Origin of the sequence: Clostridium tepidiprofundi DSM 19306 (assembly GCF_001594005.1) — a bacterium.
GTDB classification, from domain to species: Bacteria; Bacillota; Clostridia; order Clostridiales; family Clostridiaceae; genus Clostridium_AC; species Clostridium_AC tepidiprofundi.
The window spans coordinates 1-24824 of record NZ_LTBA01000014.1; the positions used below are offsets into that span (position 1 = coordinate 1).

Here is a 24824-nt window from a genome sequence, read left to right on the forward strand (position 1 = left end):
GAACAACTAAATATTCAAAGAGTACTAGCAAAATCTAAATGGGGCTTTATTACTAGAATAATTAATAAAGTATTAGCTCATAATCTTTGTTTCTTTATCAATAAAACGTTAGGTATTAATGTAAATCTAGCTAAAATTAAAGAACTTATATTTGGTTAATTATTCCTGAAGCGAACTTGATTTTAGTGGATACTTATACTTATTCTTAATGGAATAATTATCATTTAAATAAAAATTATTCTATTAGCACAACGGGTATAGAAAAGTAATTACTATATTCCATATTGAGTCTTTATACTAATTATCAAGTGATAAAGACATATAACTTAACAATTTAGGTTATATGTCTTTATTAACAAATTAAAATAGTTATTTTTTCATTAAAAGTCCAATATCAATTTAGTTTCTTACATGTATTGCGATAACATATGTTACATTTCCTTCTTTCCATTTACAATCTAAAAAATATATTTGTGTGCCTTCTTTTTCAGGTATAGTTATAATATTATTTTTTATAGTAGGTGAATTATCTGAAGTATATCCTCCCGTTAAAGTAATATTTTCAGGTTGATAATTAAAATGTAATTGTAAATTACTATTGCTACTTACATTTGAATAAGGCATTAATTCAACTATAATATTTGCATAATTGTCAACAATAAATTCTTTTGTTTTGAATCCATTCCTCCAAGTGTAAGACCCTTGACCTACTTTTAAGCTTTTTTCTTTATAAGTAACTGTTAGTTTGGGAATTTCCGGATGCTTATACATGAATTTAATAAATAAAAGAAAACTTATAACTATAATAAAGAGTGTAATTATAAATATTTTTTTTTTAGTCATAATAATATCTCCTCCCTCAACAATTTAATATTTTCTTTGAAATTCTCTTGTTTTCATAGAATTTCAATTTATATAATATAATGTATGACACTCCTTTCTACAATCTACCATTTTTAACACCAAATTAATAATACTACTTTACCATACTTTTTGCAATGCTAAAGCTCCTTAGCTTTTACACTAAAAGCTAACCGATTTTCAGTCGGTGGTTTTTATCTTACGCATGGAAAATAAAAAATAAACCATAGGGGTGATAGACGGGAACTCTTTTTTTGATATTTTTAGGGTGTTTAAAACAGGTATTGTATGGTATAATAACATTATTAATACTATATTTGTAATATTTTGTGTAGATGTAGAATTGAAAGGGGAATATATTTTCGAAAGAGATAAAATAGATATTCCATTTCTATCTTTAGATGTGGAACACGCACTCTATCGCACAGAAATAAATTAGAACAATAATAAAAAGATTTATCGTAGTGTTTGTTAGAATAATAGATAGTTTTCTATTGAATGGTATGACTACATTAAGATTACAAAAGTAATGCAATCTTGGAACAATTACCTGAATTAGATATTACTCAAAAGAAACAAGGATGATGTTTATGAATAATAGGTGTTATTTTGTAGTTGTAATTAGCTTAGTTTTAATAGTGACAATATTTAGCTATTGTAATAAGAATGATAATGTAGCTGAGGAGTTTATAAATACTTTTAACTTAGATATTGATAGTGATAAATTAAAGATTTCAACAATATACAATGATTACGGAGGAGTTCCTTATGAGGGACAGGCTTTATACAAATTGGAAGGCATAGAAGAAATTGAATTAGAAAATGAAGATTGGCTTGAGTTGCCGTTAACAGCTGAATTATCAGAGTTTTTGTATAAAGATAATGATGGAGTATCAGTAGCTAAAAAGATAAATTTTCCTGAGATAGAAGAAGGAAAGTGGTGTTTTGTTGATAGAGGTAAGACCGATTTTACAAATCCTTCGGCATATAATTTTTCGCTTTGTTTGTATGATGAGGTAAATAATATATTTTATTACTATAAGATTGATACATAAAAAATATTACAATGTATACTATTATAATTTAGTATGAACTGTTTGTGTTGGTATAACAAAACAATCCAAATATATCAGTACTGCATGGTGTAAATAATATTATTGTGAGGAGAAGGATATATGGATATTAAAAAATATTTTGATTATTATAGTACGGTAATTCCAATAGAAAAAGTTATGGAATTATCAGAAAATGATTTGGATGATTTGTATGCAAATAGTGAAGAAGTAGATAGAATGAATGTCTTTTTTCATTTGTTTAATGAATATATTTATTTGAAGCAACAAGATGCAAAAAAGGAGACTGCACATATTTGTTATCTTATTTCTTACTATGTTTTTCATCCATTAACTCCACCTCATTCAGAAAATATAGCATTAGAATATGCAAAAAAAGCTATTCAATATGACAATGATATAAAGTATAATGATTGGATAAAAGAAGTTATGAGAGGTAATTAGGTTATATTCTATAAATTAGCAAATTCCAATCCATTAAATGTAAAATAACATTTTTCTTTTATATCATCAGTTCCTCTTTTGTTCAATGTAATTTTACCAAAATTCTATTACTCCAACTAATATGCACAGATTCATTCCTCATAAATATTTATCGATTTTACAAGACTCCTACTTCTATAAGTGGGAGATTGAAGACTTTGTTTTAGCAAAATGAGTTCACTAGAATATGTATAAATTTTATCTATAATTTAATATAATGTCAAATTTTTATTAATAAATTTAAATTATTGTATTTTTGGTTTAAATATGTTATAAATACAAATAGATAGTGTAAATACTTTACACTATCTACAAATATAGAGGAGGAATAATATGAAAAAGAATAAATTTAAAATTTCACTCATTGTATTAATATTTTTATCTATATGTTTTGTTATTATAGGATGTTTTAAATATAATTCCTATTTAAAAACTAAAGCTAATACTTATTATAAACAAGGTAATTATTATAAAGCATATGCATTATATGAAAAAATATTTATTGAAAAATTTATTGACATAGACGTATTAATAAAAAAAAGTAGATCTGCTTATCGATTAGCTAGATATGATGATTGTATAAAAAACTTAAATTCCGTTGAAAAATTAATAATGGAAAATCCTCAAAATGATTATACAGAAGAATTTAAAACAATCTATGGACTTAAAGGTCAGTCTTATAATCATCTAAAAAATTACTCTAAGTGTATATACTATTTAAATAAATATAAAGAACTACAAAATGATTTTTTAATTATAAAAATAATTGAACCTACAATAATAGAAGCATATTGTGAGTTAAATGAATATGATAAATGTATTGAAGAAATAAACTCTATATTAGTGAATAAAGATAAATTCAATATTAAAGATGAATTTGATAATCATTTTCTTTTTCAATTATATGATCGATTATATACGTGTTATATTGAAAAAGATGATTACAACAATGCTTTATTAGCAGCAAAAAATCTTATAAATATAGCTCCAAACAATATAGATGGTTATTTTTCAACATACTATATATATACAAAAATTAAAGATAAAAAGTATGCAAATGAATATTTATTAAGTTTAAAAGAAATTTTCCCTAATAATAAAACACTACAAAGTATTATAAAACATCATATTGGTAATAATTAAAATAATTTGTGAAATCGTCCATTTACCTCAATATATAATCAAAAACTAAGTTTTTGTAAGGTACCTGACCCTTTATAGGGATTGGAAGTTAAACGAACAATCTTTGTGGATACTTATCCTGCTACTGAAAAACAGATGATGTGAGGGTTAATTTGGTTTTGATAAGTAACATTTAAGAAGTGAAAGATTTATTAAGTATATTATACGAGACGAGAGGAATTAAAGATAATGTTATTTATGTACATTATGACAATAATATTTAGTATGTTCTCAGTTTTTTATGTTGTATCTTTAATAAGATCTTATTTTAAAACATATAGGTTAAAAAAAATATATAAAAAAATTAAATTAAATTCACCTGAGGTATTAATGTATTTATTTATCATTTTAATGTCATTTGTAATTAGTTATACGAGCATTAATTATAAACTTGGGGAACATCATGTTTTTGTATATATTGGAATTGTAGGTATAATATTAAGTATTTTAAATATATATTATATGATTAATTACATAGTAATATATGATTTAGGAATAAAATATAAAGGAAAGTTCTACTATTATGATGAGTTAATTAAAAAAGAAGTATCTTCTTATTCTGATAATACAAAAAAAATTACTTTTATTTATAAAAACAATGAGTTATCACTAGTTGTAAATAACGATATTGAAACTGTAATAGATGATTCCATTAGTAACTTTAATAAAAAATGAACAGAGTGTAGTTTATTATAACACTTTGTTCATTTTTTTATTAACTAATATTTTTAGAATGGTTTGTTGACCAAGATAAATAAGAAGTTGCCATTTGCCAGGCATAGTGTCTGCATTAGTTAAAATATCTATCATGTTTAATGGTATCCAATAGTTGTGAGGATAAGGACGTAACTGGTTTAACTAATTTATCATATTTATGTTTATAGTAAGCTAAAGGAAGTGGAGGTATACATGAAAAAAATATATTTTGCTATTTTATTCAGTATAATGGCAATTTTAATGTCAGTATGTTTAATGAATAACTCTTTCAATACAAAAACGTCATATAAAACAGTAAAAAATATGTTTAATGAATTAGAAAATTTAAATAAAAATAAGCTTTCTTCATGTTCATTAACTGTAAATTCTTCAATAAAAAATAAAAATTCAAATACATATATAAACAAAAATACTTCGGATTCTTCAATAAACAATATAATATCCTTTTATAGCAATTTATCTATGAAAAGTACTTCTATTGGTTGGATTGTAAAAGATAATAGGATTCTAAGAACAGAGGATGTATGGAAAAGCTATAAAGATATTACTCCTTATAAATATAAGATAGATAGTTCCTATTACGAAATGACTCCTTCAGGTGTATTTTTTTATGATAGTAATACAGCATGGATTTCATTAAGGACACATAAAGATAAGAAATTAACTATATATCATACCGTTGATGGTGGCGAGCATTGGTATAAAACATATTTGCCCGTAGATAAAGGTTGGGAATGTGAAGGCAAGCAATATATTAGTTTTATTAATAATAAAATTGGATTTATATTACTAACTTCCACTCCTGCTTGCAGTATGATGAATAAATCAATTTATAAAACTATAGATGGAGGCGTTAATTGGAAAAAAGTTGGAGATATCACTAATAAAATTGCTAGTTATCCTACAGGTATTACATTTAGTAATGATATGAATGGTTGGATAACATCCTCATACCATGGTCAAAACTTTATTCTTGCATTCAAAACAACTGACAGTGGAGTAGATTGGATTAAAGAAAACTTACAGATTATTTCTAATTGTACCGATGGATATTATACAAATGTTTATCCACCTATTTTTTTCAAGGAGAATAAAGAAAAAGGCATTCTTCCTATTGAATATGTGAATAATGATTTGGGTGATAAATTTATTATACCTTATATGACTAGTAACAGAGGCTATACTTGGTCTGTACCTAATAATTTTAAAAATTATAAATTGAAAATCTATAGTTTTATAAATGAAAAACAATGGTGGGGCATAGATCAAAAGAATAACAAATTATATGTAACAAATACTAGTGGAGAAAACTGGAATGAAATATGCAAAAATAAAATGTTTAAAGATATAAAATATATTGAATTTGTAAATAAAAAAGTAGGTTTTGCTATTGGAGATTATATATTTATTAAAACTGTAGATGGAGGAAAAAATTGGTTCAAAATTAATTAAAATAACATTAAAATTCTAAATTGGACATATCATAGTATTTGCTATTAATAGGTTTAATTTTGAAATTTAGCGAAACGGGTTCACTTTATATTCAAGGATAAAATATAGCTTACAAGAAGAATAAACTTCGGCACTAATGTTATATAACATTCAGGTTTATCAAAAGTACCTTGTAGGATATAATATAAACATAAAGAATTATTATTAAGTTATATTGAAAAGAGGTGCTATTTTGGAACTAAAAGCTTTACCAATAGGTATAGATAATTTTGAAAAATTAATAACAAGAGATTATTATTATATAGATAAAACATTATTGATAAAAGATTTATTAGATAATAAAGCTGATGTTAATTTGTTTACAAGACCAAGAAGATTTGGGAAAACTTTAAATATGAGTATGCTTAAGTATTATTTTGAAAAAACCGATAAAGATAATTCCTATCTTTTTGAGAACTTAAATATAATGAAAGCAGGAGAAAAGTATATTTCTCATATGGGACAATACCCTGTAATTAATTTATCTTTAAAATCTGCCAAGCAGCCTAATTTTGAATTAGCTTATATTTCAATTAAAAGAAGAATAGCTGAAGAATACAAAAGACATGAATATATATTAGAAAGTGAAGAATTAAAATATGAAAACGAAAGATTTTTAAAGATTTTAATGGAACAAGGTGATGAATCAGATTACATTGACTCATTATTTTTTCTTAGTCAATGTTTAGAAAAATATCATAAGAAAAAAACGATAATACTTATTGATGAGTATGATGTTCCACTTGAAAATTCCTTTTTTGAAGGTTTTTATGATAGAATGATAGCATTTATAAGATCACTTTTTGAATCTGCATTAAAAACAAATTCTTCTCTAGAGTTTGGAGTTATAACAGGATGTTTGCGTATTTCAAAAGAAAGTATTTTTACTGGACTTAATAATCTGGAAATAATTTCAATTCTAAATAAATCTTATGATGAATATTTTGGATTTACTCAAAAAGAGGTAAATAGAATGCTTGAAGATTATAATTTAAGTAATAAAAAAGATTTAATAAAAGAATGGTACAATGGTTATATTTTTGGACATGTTAAGGTTTATAATCCTTGGAGTGTTGTGAGATTTGTAAAAGATTTGACAATAGATAAAAAGGTTTTTCCTTTATCTTATTGGGCAAACACAAGTTCAAACAGTATAGTTAGAAGTTTGATTGAAAAAGCAGATAGTGTTACTAAAAGAGAAATTGAATTATTAATTGAAGGAAAAACCATTGAAAAAAGAGTTCATGAGGATATAACTTATGATGAAATATATAACAGTATGGATAATCTATGGAATTTTATGTTTTTCACTGGATATTTTGAAAAAGTAAGTGAAAGAATGGATGAAGAGTATAATCGTTTTATAACATTAAAAATTCCAAATAAGGAAGTTAAATATATTTTCAAAAATAAAATTTTAGAATGGTTTTATGATAAAGTTAAAGTAAAAGACTTATCTAAAATGTATGAAGCAATATTAAATAAAAAGCCTGAAATTTTTGAGGAAGAGCTTGGAAAGCTGCTTATACAAACAATAAGCTTTAATGATGCTTATGAAAACTTCTACCATGGATTTGTTACTGGAGTTTTATCTAATATGCATGATTACATAGTAAAATCTAATAGAGAAGGTGGAACAGGGCGAAGTGATTTATTTATAAAATCTGTTTCGAAGAGAGGAATGGCAATAGTTATTGAATTTAAAATTGCTAAAAGCATAGATGATTTAGAAAAAAGAGCACAGGATGCTTTAGAACAAATAAGAGAGAAAAAGTATGATGAAGAACTTAAATGTGAAGGATATAAGAATATTGTGAGATATGGTATAAGCTTTTACCAAAAGGATTGCTCGATTAAGATGGAACCATAGATAACTGCTATATATAGAGATAATTTTATTGCAAATCTATGATGCGGCTAGATTAGCATCATAAAAGAGGGCTGTTGTACTAAATAATTAGTGCGTAGCTTCTTTTTTAACGCAACTAGCAGAAGATTTCTGCAACACCATTTGCAGTATATGTGTTACCATTTCGCATTAGCAACAAAAGCTGCATTCTATTTTTTGCAAGGTACTTGATTTCTTACAAAAATCGGAAGTTAAACAAACAATATCTGTGGCTATAAGATTGATGTGTAAAAATAGTACAGTTATATTATAATTTAGCCTGAACTGTTTGTGTTGATATAACAAAATAATTTATGCTTAATAACAAGAAAACATCTTGGATATTGTAAATATTGCTATAATTTTGGTTCTTTTCACTGTCAGCTGAAAAGAACCAAATATTCACATAATAACAAATTTAACTTCAATTCGTAATTTGGATTTTTATCATATATATTACAACGAAAAAATGCAGCATGTAGAGATTTTTATAGTGAATATTAATACAAAATATATGTATATTAAATATAAATATTGCATATTACGAATTGAAGAAATTTAAGTGTTGTCTTGATTTTAATAATTAAACAGAGTGAATTAATGTACAAACTGTCTATTTATGTTGTTACATCAGCTGTTTTTAATCTATGAATTGCAAGTGAAGAAAATAATATTGTAAAAAGAATACTCATAACAAAAAATTGAATATTATCAGCAATACTTAAACCTTCTTGGCTAAGCATCCCCATTCCTATCGATAAAAGGGAATGAGGGAAAAACATTCCGGATTTTATAATATACATACCTAAACCAATAAATATGCAACAAAGACTGATTCCGATAGGAGCAGCAAAGCTTTTAATTCGTATAGATAGTCCAAGTTGTAGTGCAATAATGGTTAAAGATGCGAAACAACCTCTAATTATCCACCCAATAGTTTCTGAGGGTATTTGAGTAGATAATCCAAATAGTTTACCCACAATAAAATATAAAATCAAAAAAAATACTTGTACCATAAATATCAAAATTGTTATGACAACTAATTTTGAAGTGAATATGTTCCTTGCAGATATAGGAGAAGTCATTATAATATTCCAATTTTTATTCACATGCTCAAGTTTGCAAATAAAGGCACAACATATAGCAATAAGAATGGGAAGAAAAAATTCTCCGTAAAATAGACTTACCTGCGTCCAAAGGCTGTACCATTCGTTTTGCAATACACCCCGATTAAAATAGTAATTAATACTACCCAATGATATACTTATAATAGGGAGGATTATAAGTACAAGCCATATACGGGAATGGCGTAGTTTTAGCCATTCAGCTGAAATACTTTTTTTAAACATATCAATTCCTCCTTCTTTAAACTTCCTGTTGGGAAAAGTGATGGCTTCCCGCAATATAAAAAATTATAGTTAATAAAAAAACTATAGTTAACATACCTATTTCGGGATTTTGATTAATAAATTTAAGTGACTTATTTGTAACATGATATCTAACAGGGCATAATACAGTATAGTAAGACCAAATGACAATTCGCTGTACAGTTTTAGGGAAAAAATCAGCTACCATTCCAAGAAAACCGCCAATCATTCCAAAACATAAAGCAAAAGCCTGATTTTTAATAGCTAGAGTTATCCATTGCTGTAATGCAAGTATTACCATAGAAGTTAGCATAGTACTTCCAATAAAACGTATTATTAGAAAAAGAGGCAACATTATGGTAGAACTCTTTGCGATGGTAAAAATCGTTATAGCAGAGGCTTGTAAAACAACCCCATATAATAGTAGAATACCAGAACATATATATTTTGATGCATATATAAATTTACGATTTAGGTTTGAGGAAATCAATAGCTTCCATGTGTTACCTTTATTTTCCATATCGCAAATGCGAGAACTTACAATAGCACATATTATGGGTAAAAACAACCCATTCATAGAAGCTATAGTTGTAATAATAGATTCCCAAACAGGACTATTAGGATTACGAGATAAAGAAATACTAACGGACATGAAAGCCCATAATATTTCACAGCCTAAAAACAAGGTAATCATTAAAAATATCTTTTTACGGCGTAATTTAAAAAATTCTAAGGTTATAGCTTTAATCAAAGCGATCTCTCCTTTCCTGTAAGTTCAAGGAAGATGTCCTCTAAACTTTTTTTATGTTCTTCGATACGAGTAACATTAATGCCATGCCCTATAAGAAGTTTGTTTAAATATGCTATATGTGAATCAGTTAAATTTTCAAAAATTAAACGATCATTATTTTGGTTAAATTCATATCCTTTTGGAAGTAATATTTTTTTAGCTAGCTTGTTATCTTCTGTTTTTATTGAAATGTAAGTTTTACTTTTTGCTTTCAATAAATCCATATCACCTTGAAATAAAAGCTTTCCATCGTTTATAATCCCTACTGATGTAGCCATCTGTTCGATTTCCGATAGAAGATGAGTAGAAATCAAAACAGTGATACCATAACGTTGAGGTAGTGATTTGATAAGTTCTCTAATTTCTCTGATACCGTTAGGGTCGAGACCGTTAGTGGGCTCATCAAGTATTAAAAGTTTTGGAAAATTAATCAAAGCCATTGCGATACCGAGACGTTGTTTCATACCTAGTGAATAATGCTTTACCAGTTTGTTTTGTTGATTTTCCAATCGGACAATATGTAAAGCTTCTTGTATATTTTTGGTTGATACATTACGTAGGCGTTGTAGGATACGCATATTTTCCAATCCCGTTAAATGACCGTAATATGATGGTGATTCAATAAGTGAGCCTGTTTGGCTTAAAATTAACTGTCGGTTTTTATTGAAATTCTTACCAAAGATTATTACATCTCCTTTTGTAGGTTTAGTTAATCCCAATAGCATTTTTAGAGTAGTGGATTTTCCTGCTCCATTGGGACCAAGAAATCCATATATATCTCCTTCGTATACTGTTAAATTAACTTCGTTAACTCTACAAATACCGTTAAAGTATTTAGATAAGTTGTGTGTTGATATAATTGTATTCATGTAGATTTCAACTCCAATCTATTTTGTATAATTGATATAACATATAATAGCATTTTCACCTTTCTTGAATCTAAAGAGAACCTTACGATAACCTTAAATTTTGTATTGAAACAAAATTTTGATGAAAATGTTATAATTTTTATATATAATAAAATAGGTGATTAAAAATGGAAAATATAAAAAATAAAAAAATACTTGTTGTAGATGATGAACCTGAAATTAGAAAAATGATAGAGATTTTTTTACGAAAAGAAGGTTTTTTTCGAATATATATTGCTACAAATTGTGAGGAGGCTTTAGAAATTTGTCGTTTGAATAAGCCACAAATTGCAATTCTTGATGTTATGCTTCCAGATGGTGATGGTTTTGAGTTATTTTCATCAATACGGCAGTTTTCTCAAATGCCAATACTTTTTTTAACAGCAAAAGGAGAAGATCAAGATCGTTTAGTAGGTCTTGGATTAGGGGCGGATGATTATATTGTTAAACCTTTTTTGCCACGAGAACTTATTTTACGACTTACGGCCATACTCAAACGAGTTTACACTAGTACAATGAAACAATATTTACCTATTTTTGTGTTAGAAGGGTGTACTATCGATCTAGAAAGTGCTACAGTACGTAGCGATAGAGGAGAACAGCCATTGACAGCAAAAGAGCATGGACTTCTTTTGAAATTGTACGAAAATAGGGGACGTATTGTTACCAGTGATGCTTTATGTGAAGCAGTATGGGGTGATGATTATTATGGTTATGAAAATAGTTTAATGGTGCATATTAGACGTATACGGGAGAAAATAGAGATAAATCCATCTAAACCCAAAAGTCTTCTTACTGTAAGAGGATTAGGCTATAAGTTAATAGTTAAGGAGGAATAATAGAATGGATGGTGTTATAAGTATCTTACGTCGGTTTATATGTGTAACAATTTTAATATGTATTTTATTGTTTATATTTAATTTTGTTATATTTGGTTCTTTTGTGTTTAGGGGGATGTATGAGGAACAACCTCCTAAAAATATACTTAAAAATGTAGTTTCACAACTTGAACGTAAGGATGCAACTTATATTTTAGGTGAGTCTAGTCAAAATCTATTAGCTCAAAATCATGCATGGGCGATGCTTATAGATAATACTGGAAAAGTAATTTGGAATTATAAATTACCAAAAGAGATTCCGCTTTCTTATAAATTAAAGGATATAGCAAAATTTTCACGAAATTATTTAATGGATTATCCCGTTTTTGTTTGGGAGTATGACGATGGACTTGTTGTTATTGGTTATCCCAAAAAAAGTTATGCTAAATATCAATTTTATTTTCCTATTAATTGGATAAGTTCTTTGCCGATAAGAACAATTACTTTGTTTGTAAGCAATATTATATTGGCTTTGTTTTTATCAGTTTTAATAGGTACAAAACTTGTAAAATCTGTAAAGCCACTTATTGATGGGGTACATGCTCTGTCAAAGGAAAAGCCTATTTGTCTTGAAGTAAAAGGAATTTTTAGTGATCTTGCCAAAAGTATTAATTATACTTCGAATATACTGCAAGAAAAAAATAATGCACTTAAAGCAAGAGATGAAGCACGTTCTAATTGGATAGCTGGTATTTCTCATGATATACGTACACCTCTTTCTATAGTGCTTGGTTATGCTAATGAATTGGAGGAAAATATAGCTGTACCTGCAGAACAGAGACAACAAGCTGGAATTATTCGCAAGCAGGCTCAAAAGCTCCGTTCTCTTGTCAGCGATTTAAACCTTGTATCTATGCTGGAATATGAAATGCAGCCATTAAATTTGAAAATTATTCGTTTGGCTATGATTGCAAGACAGGTTGCTTCGGAGTTCCTTAATAATGGGTTGGATGAAAAATTTACAATTGCTTTAGATATTTCTGATGAGGATATCAAAGTAAAGGTTGATAAAAAATTGCTTATTAGAGCTATAAATAATTTGGTGCAAAATAGCATTATGCATAATCCGAATGGTTGTAAAATTTTGTTAAAAGCATGTTTTTCTCCAAATAACATGACCTGTCAGTTTATTGTAGCTGATAATGGAAAAGGTGTGCCACATGATGAACTTTCTAAGTTAACAGAACTTCCATATTCATCAAGTAGAAAACATTCTGTTTGTAATGGGCATGGGTTAGGATTACCAATGGTTGCACGAATTTGTCAGGCACATCATGGTCAGCTTGTGCTTGAAAGTGAGATAGGTAAAGGAATGAAGGCGATTATAAATCTTCCACTGACGTAAGTAGAATATAGGGAATTTTTGCTACAAACGGTTAAAACATTAATTCTCAAGTCTATTTTCTGTAGTATTTGAAAATAAATAACTAGTCAGTATGTGAGTATATATTGACTAGTTACTTAGGTTATTTAATGCATTATTGTTACTCTGATATATATTTATTCATGCTATCTCCACATTCTAAAATCATATCTACATATTTTTTAGTTTCTTGAATTTGATTAACATATTCTTCTGCATTAGCCGAAGTTTCTTCTGTATTAGCCATAGTTTCTTCAGATATAGCAGACAGGTTATCAATTGCTTTGTTAATCATATTGCTCAAATTTGAAATATTACGTATTTCTTTGTTGACCTCATCTACATTATTAACTATTTCAATACTTTTATTTTTAATTTCATATAAATTAGTGCTAGTTTCTTCAACTAAATTGTTTTGTTCTTCATTTATGCTCGACAAATCTTCAATATATTTATTGGAATTCTTAACATCATTTCTTAGTTCATCAATTATATTTGAAATATTATTTGCAGAATTTTTGCTTTCTTCTGCTAATTTTCTAACTTCTTCAGCTACTACTGCAAAACCTCGACCATTTTCTCCGGCACGTGCGGCTTCGATGGCAGCATTGAGAGCTAGCAAATTTGTTTGTTCAGCGATATTTGTAATCATTTCTGTTATGTTTCTAATATTATCTGTTGCTTTTGTTAGTTTTACTGAACTTGCATATACTTGCTTATTTTTAACTTTAACTTGCTCTGAAGTATTTGATAAATTTTCTACAATTTTCAAAGCTTGATCAATAGACTTTGCATTTGATATTGCAGATTCTTTCATGCTATCTGATATAACTACAGTATGATTAATCTTATCTTCTATATCTAAAAGAGCAGAGGTTTGAGTTTGAATTTCATTAGCGGTGTTAGAGGCACCTGCCGCAATTTCTTCAATTGCTGAAGAAATCATTGTAGATGATACTTGAATTTTTTCAAAAATATCATTAACGTTATTAGAATTTTCATGTATTACTTTAATTATGTTTATAATGTCATTTAACATATCTTGTTGTTTTTTAGTAGCTTTTTCAGTTGCTATTTTTTCTTTTATCGCTTCGAGCTTCTTTTTTTCTGAAATCTTTGTTATAGAGTATATAATTACACAAAATAAAATCATAACTACGGATTGCGTAGGAGCGTCTTCTATAACATGTAAATCATTTTTATTGACAAAAATCCATATGAAATTAGTAATAATTGTAGTTGAGATTGGTATTATAAGGCGTTTAACGTCTAAATATATGCTTGCACCTACGACCAACGGTATAATTGTTAGAGGAGCACACCTAATATTAGAAAAGAAGAGTATAATTAAATATGCTACTGCGAAAAGAGGTTCTATTGTATATATTAATTTTTGAGTGTCATTGTTTTTTATGTATATTACCGTTGATAATAAAAGTGAACCAATTAGACAACATATTGCAGTTATTCCTGCTGATATGCTTATTTTGTTCATCGTTATGCCAACTATAAAAGATAAAGAATAAACAATACCAATAATCCAGCACACAGCAATGAAAACCTTATTCAAATCTTTTGTTCTTTTATTCATAAAACTTTCCCCCTTGGTAATTTTTTTACAAAGATAATTATATCATATCTAAAGTATATTTTGTATATATAAAGATAAAATGGTAAGAGGGTGTAAGAATATATACGATAATAGAGTATATTGGGTAATAACTAAATTTTGGATTTTAATTTAAAAAATATGGTTGTGGTATAATAGTGATGAGCAAAGTTAGTTTTGAAAAATTATATAGTGGAGAGACATTTGGGAAAATAATTAATTTAAATAAGCGATTAGCCAAAATATTTTTACGTTTTAGAAGAGTATGATGTATAATAAAGTCAATGGGAAGGAGATATAATATGCATATTAATTGGTTAGAATGGTTAGGGTATTTAGCTTCGGTTGTTGTGTTAATTTCTCTATTGATGAGTTCTATTATAAAATTAAGATGGATTAATTTAGTTGGCTCAAGTTTGTTTTCATTGTATGGTTTTTTAATTGGGGCTTTGCCTGTTGGATTTATGAATTTTGGCATAGCATTAATAAATGTATACTATCTTGTTAAAATGTATAATTCAAAAGAATACTTTGAAATACTACCGGTAGTTGAGAAGTCAAAGTATTTAAATCATTACCTAGATTTTTATAAGGATGAAATTGAAAAGTATTCGGACAAAATTGAATTTAAAATCAATGCATCTGATGTTTGTTTTTTTATTTTACGAAACATGGTGCCAGCAGGAATATTTTTAGCATCACATTATGATGCTAACACTTTGAACATAGAACTCGATTTTGTTATTCCAGAATATAGAGATTTTAAAATTGGCAAATTTGTATTTGAAGACAATAAAAAGCTATTTAAAGATAAAGGATATTCTAATTTTATAAGTTTTTCAACAAAAAAAGAACATATTATGTACTTAAAGAAAATGGGATTTATTGAAAGTATTGAAAATAGGCGTAAATGTTATAAAAAATCCATATAAAAAATATGCAATAGTTATATGTGTAAAATAGACTGATTTTTTAACTAAGAAGCAGTAATTTCAATGTGAGCAAGTGGATAAGCAGTTCACTAGATTAGAAATGAATATTTACATGTGCAACAAATATTAAAACTCCTGAAGATTTGGATAAACCTTTAGGAGTTTTCTTTAAGTTTTCTATTGTTATTATATTTTCAAATTAATCTTTAAAATATTGGTATATATTACTAAATGATATTATATTTAAGAAAAAGCAATAATATTATGTAAATTAATGTAATTTTTTTTTTTTTTTGAATAGACTTTATTAGACAATTTTTTTTAAACTTGTGTGATATAATAAATACTAGATAAGCTTATTAAAAGATTTAAGTACTTAGATCACTAAAGAATGATGGTCGTCTTTTACAAATATTGATTCATACTAGTGGATTTTATTCTAATTAGTTTTGTTGTATTGAAAATTTTAATTAATTTGAGAGGTAGTTTTACATGAAAAACTCCAAGAAAAAAATTTTTATAAGAATTATAATGGATGTTACTATATTATGTTCAATGTCATTGATACGAGATAATTATATACAACATGTAACAGAGACGCTGATGAACAATAGAACTGATATAGTTACATTAACAGCTTTAATAAAAAGACTTGATTATCATTTTAGAATGGTATATTATCTAGCACTTTTGGCTGTAGTTTTATTAATAATTTTTGAAACAAGTATAGGGAGGAAAAAGAATGGATAAATTAATAAAAAAAGTAGGCTTATTTTAAAGTATTCTAATGGTATTTTATATTATGCCATTATATAATGTACAAGCTTTGCTTGTGAATGATAAGTTATTTGATTCCAGAGAATTTTTAGTATATAACGGTAAAATTTTTAGTATTTTTGTGCGTTTATATTCTAATGATTGAAAATCATAGAAAATTAATCTATTTTAGTGTATGATTAAACAGTGTAAATACTTTACACTATCTATGATTATTTGGGGTGATTAAAGTGAAAATTTATTTAGTTAGACATGGACAAACAGATTGGAATAATGAATTTCGTTTGCAAGGAAGTAAAGATATTGAACTTAACAAAACGGGTATAGAACAAGCAGAGAAAGTAGGTGCAAGGTTAGCGAATAGTAATATAAAAAAAATATATAGCAGTAATTTACAAAGGGCACTTAAGACAGCTGAAGTGATTAATAAATACATCAATACAGATATTATAATAAAGGAAGATATTCAAGAGATGAATCTTGGAGAATGGGAAGGAAAAAGATGGGTGGATATCCAAATTGAATATGCAGAATACTTAGAAAAATGGTTTGAAGATATAGATGCATGTCCTTCACCCGGGGGAGAATCATATAATGATTTAAAGAAAAGGGCTTTTTCAGTAATGAATGATATAGTAAAAAATGAATTAGATGCTGAAGAGGTACTAATTGTTTCACATGGGGCAGTTATAAAAACAATATTATGTTCAATTTTAAATTTAGATTTAAAAAACAGAAGAAATTTTGAAATACATAATGGTAGTTTGAGTGTAGTTGAGTACAATATAGAGAAAGGAATTTTTACGGTATTGTCAATAAATGATGTTTCTCATTTTGAGGTTGATAAATTTGATAGATATGAAGCAGTGTAATAAGTAGGAGTTTAGACTCCTTTTTTTTTTTTTTTTGTAAGAATAAATCGAAAAAACTGAAAATTTTGACGTATGAAATAAAAAATGATATAATATTCATAACTTCGTGAAAATTGTCGAAATTTTTAAGAGGCTGTGTTTCGGGGTTATTTGAGGTTATGTTTATATTTTTAAAGTTGGGGAAAATATAAAGTATTGATGTTGTGAAGTTGCAGAACAAATGATTGTAAATTTGAAAAACTACTTGATCAATTATTTATGTACAAGGAGGAGAGAAAATGGGTAGTATAATTAAAAAGTGGAATCAAATTAGTCTAGTGAAAAGAATTATTATAGGTCTTATTATTGGTATTATTTTAGCTAAGACTATTCCTAATCAAGCTAAGGTAGTTGTTATTTTTGGGTCTTTATTTGTTGGGGCGTTAAAAGCTGTTGCACCTATTCTCGTGTTTTTTTTGGTAATGGCTGCTATATCACAACACAAGAGTGGGCAAAAAACTACTATGAAGTCAATCATTTTTTTGTATCTAATAGAAACATTTTTGGCTGGTCTTGTTGCGGTTGTTGTAAGTTCAACATTTCCAGTAACATTAAAATTAGGAGAAAGTATTAAGAATGTTGCAATTACACCGCCTGGTGGAGTTACAGAAGTATTGAAATCACTGTTAATGAATATTGTTGATAACCCTGTAAAGGCACTTTACAATGCAAATTACATAGGTGTTCTGACTTGGGCTGTACTTATGGGAATTGCTCTAAAAGGTGCACCAGAGTCTACTAAGACAATGATTAGTGAAGTTTCAGAGGCTCTATCTAAAGTTGTAAGATGGGTTATCAATTTAGCACCATTTGGTATTATGGGACTTGTTTTTGCTTCGATTGCTACAAGTGGTTTTGGAGCTTTGCTAAGCTATGGTAAATTGTTGCTTGTATTAGTTGGATGTATGTTATTTATGGCTCTTGTTGTTAATCCTATTATTGTATTTATTAATATTCGTCAGAATCCATATCCGCTTGTACTTAAGTGTCTAAAAGAAAGTGGAATAACAGCATTTTTCACACGTAGTTCAGCAGCAAATATTCCAGTAAATATGAGCCTTTGTGAGGAATTAGGCTTGGATGAAGATTCTTATTCTGTATCAATTCCTCTTGGTGCCACAATAAATATGGCAGGTGCAGCTATTACTATTTCTGTGTTAACGCTTGCCGGAGTTCATACACTTGGTATTCATGTGGATATTGGAACAGCTCTAATACTTAGTTTACTTTCAGCTGTAAGTGCTTGTGGTGCCTCTGGTGTAGCTGGTGGATCATTATTGCTTATTCCGCTTGCATGCAGTTTGTTTGGTATTCCAAATGATGTAGCAATGCAGATTGTTGGTGTAGGATTTGTTGTTGGTGTTATACAAGATTCTTGCGAAACTGCATTGAATTCATCAACTGATGCACTTTTAACTGCTACAGCTGAGTTTTCAGAATGGAGAAAAGAAGGAAAGCCAATTGTTATTCCTAAAAAATCATTATAAAATGGAGTAACTTTTAAGGGCTCATCTAAGCTTAGAAAATTTACATCTTAGATGAGTCCTTTTTTAGAACTTTTATATATTAATGGATACTTTGTTGTTAGTGAGAATGTTTAGTAAGTTGAATCACTTTCTTTTTCACTTTCTTCCCTAATTATATATATAGCTTTTTTAGAGAGTTCTTTTATCTTATTTAATTCATCACGAATCCTATATACTGGTTTTACAGAATCAAAATCCTTTCTGTAATTTTCAGAAGATATAATGTAGGTATTTATAAGGCCACTTCTGTGAAGTATTTCTTTTAATATTTTAATTTCCTCAGGTGATAGTTTACCGTCGGTATCATAACAACAATCGCTTAATCTCATAAAATAATACGATAAAAATGAATAGTCCGATATATTTAATTTGAAATTAAGCATTGACATACGATTCATAATTTCGGTTGCTGGTCGTATTTTATCACTTGTGCGAAATAAGTAGTGCCCAGTTTTATCTATTTCTTTATATTCACCTTCAGTTGTAAAAAGATCTTGTTTAACATCTTCCATTATATTGCAGTATATACTTAAGCAATTGTAAAAAGTTTTTTGTTGACTTAATGTATTATATAGGCAAAGTATAGCTACTAAAATTGCTATAGCTAATGCTGAAAGCAGTATTTTTTTTGCCTTATCTTTTATTATGATTATTAAAATTATTAAAATAACTAATGAAAGTTTTAGCCACTGCATATGACTAGTCCTCCCCAAAAATAGAATTAACATAAAATTTATCGATTTTACAAGATTCCCACTTCTATAAGTGGGAGATTGAAGATTTCGTTTCAGGTGGAGTAGAGTCTCCACCTGAAGTACCGATGTTTTGCTTTAGCAAAACGAGTTCACTAAATATACCTGTAATTAATTATAACACAAATTATATGATTATGTATATATTATTAAAATTAGAAATTTAATACTTAGAATTTTGATAGCATTATTGCACAAAACAGCGTATTTATTGCAAATTTACACACTCTCATATTTTTGATTATTTTCTATACAGCAAAGTTTGTTTATTATTAAATTATACTAAAACTAAATGAAATGAAGGGGAGATATATTATGGGAAATTATCAAAGAATTAATACGAAAAAACCAAAAGATATTGAAAATAAAAGAGCTTATTTAGTTGGAGGAGGAATTGCTTCATTAGCAGCCGCAGTTTATTTAATTAGAGATGGTCACATGAAAGGTGAACAGATTACTATACTTGAAGAAAGCAATATAGTAGGTGGTTCCATGGATGGTGCTGGAAATGCAGAAGATGGATACATTATACGTGGTGGTAGAGAAATGGAAGAGCATTATGAGTGTACTTGGGATTTGTTTGCCAGCATACCATCAATAGAGGATCCAAATAGAACTATACTTGATGAAGTTGTTGAAGTGAATAATTGGGATCCAAGTGTTGCAGCTTGCCGTGTTATTGAAAAAAGAGGTAAAAAATTAAATTCTACTACTCTTGGATTAAATAAAAGTCATATAAAACAGCTTGCAAAGCTTTCTATTGCGACAGAAGATGAACTTAAGGATATTACTGTTGAGCAGTTTTTCGATCCAACATTTTTAGAGACTGATATGTGGCTATATTGGCGTTCAATGTTTGCATTTGAGCCTTGGCATAGTGTTGTTGAAATGAAGCGTTACATGCAGCGTTTTATGCATTTGATGCCAGGAATGAGTAAATTAGAGAATATTTTATATTCAAGATACAATCAATATGATTCAATGATATTGCCTATAAAAAATTGGTTAAAGGATAAAAATGTTGTATTCGAATACAATACACAAGTAATTGATTTGGATATAGATATAACTGAAAATAAAAAGACAGTTACTGCTATTCATATTTTAAGAGATGGTAAGGAAGATATTATAAAAACTACTGAAAATGATTTGGTATTTGTTACAAATGGTTCAATGACTGAAAATTCAACATTGGGAAGTATGGACAAAGCACCTGTGCTTAATACAACTGAAGGCGGATGCTGGAGATTATGGAAGAACATCGCTAAGAAAGATAAATCCTTTGGAAGACCAGAAGTATTTTGTTCGGATATAGACAAGACTAAGTGGGAGTCATTTACGATTACGTGCACAGATTCAAAAATGGCAGATATATTGAAAGATTTTACAGGAAGAGATCCTTATTCTGGTAGAGCAATTACAGGTGGAATTATAACTATAAAAGATTCAAGTTGGGGTATGAGCGTTACATGCAGTAGACAGCCACATTTTATAAATCAACCTAAAAATGTTCTAGTTCTTTGGGCATATGGTCTTTTTGTGGACAATGAGGGAGATTATATTAAAAAGAAAATGAGTGAATGTACTGGTGAAGAGCTTATGAAGGAACTTTTATATCATTTAGGTGTCGATGAAGATGAAATGGAAGATATTCTTAAGACAGTTAAAGTTATACCTTGCATGATGCCATATATTACTAGTCAGTTTATGCCTCGTGTTAAAGGGGATAGACCAGAAGTAGTTCCAGAAGGTTGTGTAAATCTTGCATTTTTAGGTCAATTTGCAGAAGTTAAGGATGATTGTGTATTTACAGTTGAATATTCTGTTAGATCTGCAATTATGGCGGTATATAAACTTCTTAATCTTGAAAAGAAAGTACCAGAGATTTATCCATCACAGTTTGATATAAGGGTAATAGCTAATGCAATAAAAACAATGCATGGTAATGAGCAAATTCCAGGAGAATTTATTATAAAGAAATTATTAAAAGATACTCACTATGAGGGAATACTTTAAATATAGTGCAGAGTTTACTGGAAAATTAGGTACTAGGAGAAAGGTACTAGGAATTTAAAAACAAGGTAACAGGGAAAAGTAAGTTTGCTAGTTTACTAGGGGGCTAGAGAGCTAGGCGGCTAGTAATCCTCTAACTAAGTTACAATATGCTTTGGCGATTGGAGATTAGTGATTAGCGACTTTGGTTTAGTTTCCAATCTCCAATTTCCAGTACAGATTTGTGACTTGAAAACCAGCATCTTATTAGGTACCAGGAATTAGGTGCTAGGTTTTAATCTCTAGCTAAGTCACAATTTGTTTTGCTAACTGGTGATTGGTGACTTTGTTTTAGTCTCTAGTTTCCAATCTCTAGTCCCCAGTCTTCAGTATAGATTTACAACTTGAAAACTATTATCTATTTAAAAACAAAGTTTAAATATTAATATAAATCAAAGTAACAATCTGCTTTGGCGACTGGTGAGTGGTGATTAGCGACTTTATCTTAGTCTCCAGTACAGATTTGACATTTGTATGCCAGTATCTGTTTGAGGTACTGGAAATTAGGTGCTAGGATTAATCAAGTGTGCTAGTCTGCTAGAGGGCTAGACTGCTAGTGAAGATTTGTAATTTGATTACTGTGTAATTATAATCAACAGATGTTTTTGTATTGAATTTAAGAAATTGTATAACAATTTCAACATTAACCGGAAACTAGCCCACTAGCAATCTAACTGACTGGCACTCTTTATTTAAGAAATTGCGGAGCAATTTCAACCACTACTATATTCCTTATTCACTGTTCTCTAATTAGTTATTTTTGTTTCAAAATTGCGAAGGTCTTTTTGCATATCGCCGCTTATTATTTTATCCAAATTTTCGACTATTTCTTCAGGAGAATCTTTCATGTTGCTTTTAATCCATTCTAACAATAAGCCAACGAAAGCGAATTTATAAAAGTCTGTTATAAATTTTTTACCTTTTTCGGATATGTTTTTACCTTCAGACAGTTCATTAATAACATCATAAACGAGATTAAAAACTTCATTATATAGATGAAATTCAAGGTACTCTCGTCCAATTGAGTGATAAGTATTTAAAACCATTTTTTCATTTTCTTTTAAATATTCTAACAGCTGCTTAAATCCTTTTTTCCAAGTTTTATAAGTTCTATTTTCTCCTATTGCATCGTGAACTTCAGTTTTAAAAATCCATTCTAATAACTCATACATATCATGAAAATGATAGTATAGAGTTCTTCTATTAACTCCACAACCATTTACTATATCATTTACTGTGATTTTTGATAGAGGAGTAGTTTTCATGAGGTTTTTTAGCGATTTTGCTAAAGCTTTTTCTGTTAATTGTGACATATACATCTCCCTTCTTAAAATTTATAAATGTAATTGAGTACATTTAATTTAAATAAAGCTAAGAATAACTACAAAAATTTGATTATCGACTAATATTATACTATAATACTTTAGGAATATAAATACAAGATAAGATTTACATTCAAACTTCAATTCGTAACATGAAAATATCTAAAAATAAATGATATAATATTTAGTTTTAAAAACGATTTTAAATACTAAAATTAGGGGGCGAATAATTGTTTAATATAATGATAGTGGAAGATTGTGAGAATATAAGAAATGAACTTAGTTTATTACTCAAAAGAAAAGGGTACAATGTTATAGCACCTGTACAATTTGATAATATACCATTGACAGTTAAAGAAACAAATCCACATCTGATATTGCTAGACATAAATTTGCCTAATTATGATGGATTCAATGTATGCACTAAAATTAGAAGTTTTTCAAATGTACCTATAATATTCGTTACTAGCAGAAATACTGATATTGATGAACTTATGAGTATAACATTGGGTGGAGATGATTTTATAACAAAACCGTATAATACTTCAATACTTATTGCGAGAATATCTGCTATTCTTAGAAGAGCATATCCCAATTTAAAATCATGTGATATTATTGAACACAGAGGAGTTAAACTGAATATATTAACGAATAAGATAGAGTATAATTCTAAAGAGGTTGAGTTGACTAAAAATGAGTTTAAAATATTTTATTATCTTCTCACTAATAAGAGTAGAATTGTTTCAAGAGTGGATATTATTGAATATTTATGGGATAGTAAGTTATTTGTCAATGATAATACACTAACTGTAAATATTGCAAGAATTAGAGATAAACTTAAAATGTTAGGTGTTAATGATTTCATAAAAACAAAAAGAGGTCAAGGGTACAGCGTATGAGTTTTTCGTGTTTTTTAAGGGACAAAATTCCAGAGATAATTTTAAATATGTTATGTTCTGTTATGTTGACGATTTTTTTACTTAGTATGGGTAACAATATATATGTATTATTCATAATTCTTGTAACATGGTATTTGATTTTAATGGTATTTTATATTGTTCAGTATATAATGAAAAAAAAGTATTATGATGAGATTATTGATACTGCTAAGAGATTAGACAAAAAGTATCTTATTTCTGAGGTGATAAAAGAGCCAAGATATGCGGATGCATTAACGTATTATGTATTGCTTAAGATGGCTAATAAAGCTATGATTGAGGAAATAACTAATATCAAAAACGGGCGTAAGGATTATAAGGAGTGTATTGAACAGTGGGTACATGAAATAAAAACACCTATATCTTCAATAAAGCTTATATGTGACAATAATAAATCTGATATTTCCAGAGTAATTTTATTAGAGCTAGAAAATATAAATAATTTTGTTGAGCAAGTATTGTTTTATGCTCGTAGTGAGAATGTAGAAAAAGATTATCTTATAAAAGAAATATCGCTGCAGAGTTGCGTTGATGCTGTTGTTCTTAGAAATAAGCATATGTTTATACAAAATAATATTGAAATTGAGCTATATGAACTCGATAAAAGTGTATATTCAGATAACAAATGGATAGAATTTATTATTAATCAGTTGCTTATTAATTCAATAAAATATAGAAATGATACGTTTCCAAAAATTAAAATATATGCAGAGCAAATAAGAAATAGTGTGAGTCTTGTAATAGAAGATAATGGAATTGGAATTCCAGAAAGTGAATTATCAAGGGTTTTTAATAAGGGGTACACAGGAATTAATGGAAGAAACAACAAAAGTTCAACTGGTATGGGTTTATATCTTTGCAAGAGATTATGTGATAAGTTGGGACTTGTAATTAAAATCATATCTGTTAAAGATAAATATACAAAAATTTCAATAATTTTCCCGAAAGGAAGTTTTACTGAATTGTAAATATATTACTTTTACAAGTGAATATTGAAATTTCCA

The 24824-nt window shown here is 27.9% G+C and carries 22 protein-coding genes and 1 pseudogene; 16 read left to right on the forward strand and 7 right to left on the reverse strand.

Going from position 1 to position 24824, the window contains the following annotated elements; genetic code table 11:
• Positions 1 to 159 (forward strand): annotated as a pseudogene (locus CLTEP_RS15170) (IS982 family transposase); the annotation flags it as partial.
• A 240-nt stretch (positions 160 to 399) separates the two neighbouring features.
• Here CLTEP_RS15170 and CLTEP_RS07175 read toward each other — a convergent pair.
• Positions 400 to 843 (reverse strand): hypothetical protein, encoded by a 444-nt coding sequence (locus CLTEP_RS07175; RefSeq protein ID WP_066824741.1) that lies wholly within the window; start codon positions 841 to 843, stop codon positions 400 to 402.
• A 608-nt stretch (positions 844 to 1451) separates the two neighbouring features.
• On the opposite strand from CLTEP_RS07175, the gene CLTEP_RS07180 reads away from it, so the two are divergent.
• The 6 genes from CLTEP_RS07180 to CLTEP_RS07205 all read left to right on the forward strand — a co-directional run bounded on the left by CLTEP_RS07180 (position 1452) and on the right by CLTEP_RS07205 (position 7677).
• Complete coding sequence (locus CLTEP_RS07180) at positions 1452 to 1916, forward strand: hypothetical protein (RefSeq protein ID WP_066824744.1); 465 nt, start codon at positions 1452 to 1454, stop codon at positions 1914 to 1916.
• Positions 1917 to 2036: 120 nt separating this feature from the next.
• Positions 2037 to 2378, forward strand: a complete 342-nt coding sequence (locus CLTEP_RS07185; RefSeq protein WP_066824746.1) for a hypothetical protein — start codon at positions 2037 to 2039, stop codon at positions 2376 to 2378.
• A 372-nt stretch (positions 2379 to 2750) separates the two neighbouring features.
• Positions 2751 to 3560 carry a tetratricopeptide repeat protein gene (locus tag CLTEP_RS07190; protein ID WP_066824749.1) on the forward strand — a complete coding sequence of 270 codons (810 nt, stop codon included), beginning with the start codon at positions 2751 to 2753 and terminating at the stop codon, positions 3558 to 3560.
• Positions 3561 to 3929: 369 nt separating this feature from the next.
• Positions 3930 to 4274 (forward strand): hypothetical protein, encoded by a 345-nt coding sequence (locus CLTEP_RS07195; RefSeq protein WP_153016294.1) that lies wholly within the window; start codon positions 3930 to 3932, stop codon positions 4272 to 4274.
• Between the two features lie 234 nt (positions 4275 to 4508).
• A complete protein-coding gene (locus CLTEP_RS07200; RefSeq protein ID WP_066824754.1) occupies positions 4509 to 5768 on the forward strand; it encodes a WD40/YVTN/BNR-like repeat-containing protein in 1260 nt (419 codons plus the stop codon).
• 232 nt (positions 5769 to 6000) lie between these two features.
• Entirely contained in the window at positions 6001 to 7677 is a 1677-nt protein-coding gene (locus CLTEP_RS07205; RefSeq protein WP_066824756.1) for an AAA family ATPase, read from the forward strand.
• A 635-nt stretch (positions 7678 to 8312) separates the two neighbouring features.
• Here CLTEP_RS07205 and CLTEP_RS07210 read toward each other — a convergent pair.
• The 3 genes from CLTEP_RS07210 to CLTEP_RS07220 are packed head-to-tail and all read right to left on the reverse strand — an operon-like array spanning position 8313 to position 10721.
• Positions 8313 to 9044 (reverse strand): ABC transporter permease, encoded by a 732-nt coding sequence (locus CLTEP_RS07210; RefSeq protein ID WP_066824758.1) that lies wholly within the window; start codon positions 9042 to 9044, stop codon positions 8313 to 8315.
• A 16-nt stretch (positions 9045 to 9060) separates the two neighbouring features.
• The gene (locus CLTEP_RS07215) at positions 9061 to 9813 is read right to left on the reverse strand and encodes an ABC transporter permease (RefSeq protein ID WP_066824760.1); all 753 of its coding nucleotides are present in this window, start codon (positions 9811 to 9813) and stop codon (positions 9061 to 9063) included.
• A complete protein-coding gene (locus CLTEP_RS07220) occupies positions 9810 to 10721 on the reverse strand; it encodes an ABC transporter ATP-binding protein (RefSeq protein WP_066824762.1) in 912 nt (303 codons plus the stop codon). The genes CLTEP_RS07215 and CLTEP_RS07220 overlap by 4 nt, the downstream gene beginning before the upstream one ends.
• Positions 10722 to 10888: 167 nt before the next feature.
• On the opposite strand from CLTEP_RS07220, the gene CLTEP_RS07225 reads away from it, so the two are divergent.
• Together CLTEP_RS07225 and CLTEP_RS07230 are read left to right on the forward strand one after the other, a co-directional pair.
• Positions 10889 to 11599 carry a response regulator transcription factor gene (locus tag CLTEP_RS07225; protein WP_066824765.1) on the forward strand — a complete coding sequence of 237 codons (711 nt, stop codon included), beginning with the start codon at positions 10889 to 10891 and terminating at the stop codon, positions 11597 to 11599.
• Between the two features lie 4 nt (positions 11600 to 11603).
• A complete protein-coding gene (locus tag CLTEP_RS07230; protein ID WP_066824768.1) occupies positions 11604 to 12983 on the forward strand; it encodes a sensor histidine kinase in 1380 nt (459 codons plus the stop codon).
• 139 nt (positions 12984 to 13122) lie between these two features.
• On the opposite strand, the gene CLTEP_RS07235 is transcribed toward CLTEP_RS07230, so the two are convergent.
• Positions 13123 to 14592 (reverse strand): methyl-accepting chemotaxis protein, encoded by a 1470-nt coding sequence (locus CLTEP_RS07235; RefSeq protein ID WP_066824771.1) that lies wholly within the window; start codon positions 14590 to 14592, stop codon positions 13123 to 13125.
• Between the two features lie 320 nt (positions 14593 to 14912).
• Here CLTEP_RS07235 and CLTEP_RS07240 point away from each other — a divergent pair, with 320 nt between their 5' ends.
• The 4 genes from CLTEP_RS07240 (at position 14913) to sstT (ending at position 18717) form a co-directional block, all read left to right on the forward strand.
• Positions 14913 to 15542 carry a YgjV family protein gene (locus tag CLTEP_RS07240; RefSeq protein ID WP_066824774.1) on the forward strand — a complete coding sequence of 210 codons (630 nt, stop codon included), beginning with the start codon at positions 14913 to 14915 and terminating at the stop codon, positions 15540 to 15542.
• A 492-nt stretch (positions 15543 to 16034) separates the two neighbouring features.
• Positions 16035 to 16292, forward strand: a complete 258-nt coding sequence (locus CLTEP_RS07245) for a hypothetical protein (protein WP_066824777.1) — start codon at positions 16035 to 16037, stop codon at positions 16290 to 16292.
• 257 nt (positions 16293 to 16549) lie between these two features.
• Positions 16550 to 17191 (forward strand): alpha-ribazole phosphatase, encoded by a 642-nt coding sequence (gene cobC / locus CLTEP_RS07250; protein ID WP_066824780.1) that lies wholly within the window; start codon positions 16550 to 16552, stop codon positions 17189 to 17191.
• Between the two features lie 278 nt (positions 17192 to 17469).
• On the forward strand, positions 17470 to 18717 hold the full coding sequence (sstT, locus tag CLTEP_RS07255; RefSeq protein ID WP_066824783.1) for a serine/threonine transporter SstT: 1248 nt from the start codon (positions 17470 to 17472) through the stop codon (positions 18715 to 18717).
• Between the two features lie 110 nt (positions 18718 to 18827).
• Here the strand turns inward: sstT and CLTEP_RS07260 are convergent, their stop codons facing one another.
• Entirely contained in the window at positions 18828 to 19451 is a 624-nt protein-coding gene (locus tag CLTEP_RS07260; protein ID WP_066824786.1) for a hypothetical protein, read from the reverse strand.
• Positions 19452 to 19823: 372 nt separating this feature from the next.
• Between CLTEP_RS07260 and CLTEP_RS07265 the strand changes: the two genes are divergently transcribed.
• Positions 19824 to 21524 carry an oleate hydratase gene (locus CLTEP_RS07265; protein WP_066824789.1) on the forward strand — a complete coding sequence of 567 codons (1701 nt, stop codon included), beginning with the start codon at positions 19824 to 19826 and terminating at the stop codon, positions 21522 to 21524.
• 782 nt (positions 21525 to 22306) lie between these two features.
• Here CLTEP_RS07265 and CLTEP_RS07270 read toward each other — a convergent pair.
• Complete coding sequence (locus CLTEP_RS07270; protein ID WP_084364744.1) at positions 22307 to 22873, reverse strand: TetR/AcrR family transcriptional regulator; 567 nt, start codon at positions 22871 to 22873, stop codon at positions 22307 to 22309.
• Between the two features lie 239 nt (positions 22874 to 23112).
• Here CLTEP_RS07270 and CLTEP_RS07275 point away from each other — a divergent pair, with 239 nt between their 5' ends.
• Complete coding sequence (locus CLTEP_RS07275; RefSeq protein WP_066824795.1) at positions 23113 to 23781, forward strand: response regulator transcription factor; 669 nt, start codon at positions 23113 to 23115, stop codon at positions 23779 to 23781.
• On the forward strand, positions 23778 to 24788 hold the full coding sequence (locus CLTEP_RS07280) for a sensor histidine kinase (RefSeq protein ID WP_066824798.1): 1011 nt from the start codon (positions 23778 to 23780) through the stop codon (positions 24786 to 24788). The genes CLTEP_RS07275 and CLTEP_RS07280 overlap by 4 nt, the downstream gene beginning before the upstream one ends.
• Positions 24789 to 24824: the final 36 nt, after the last annotated feature.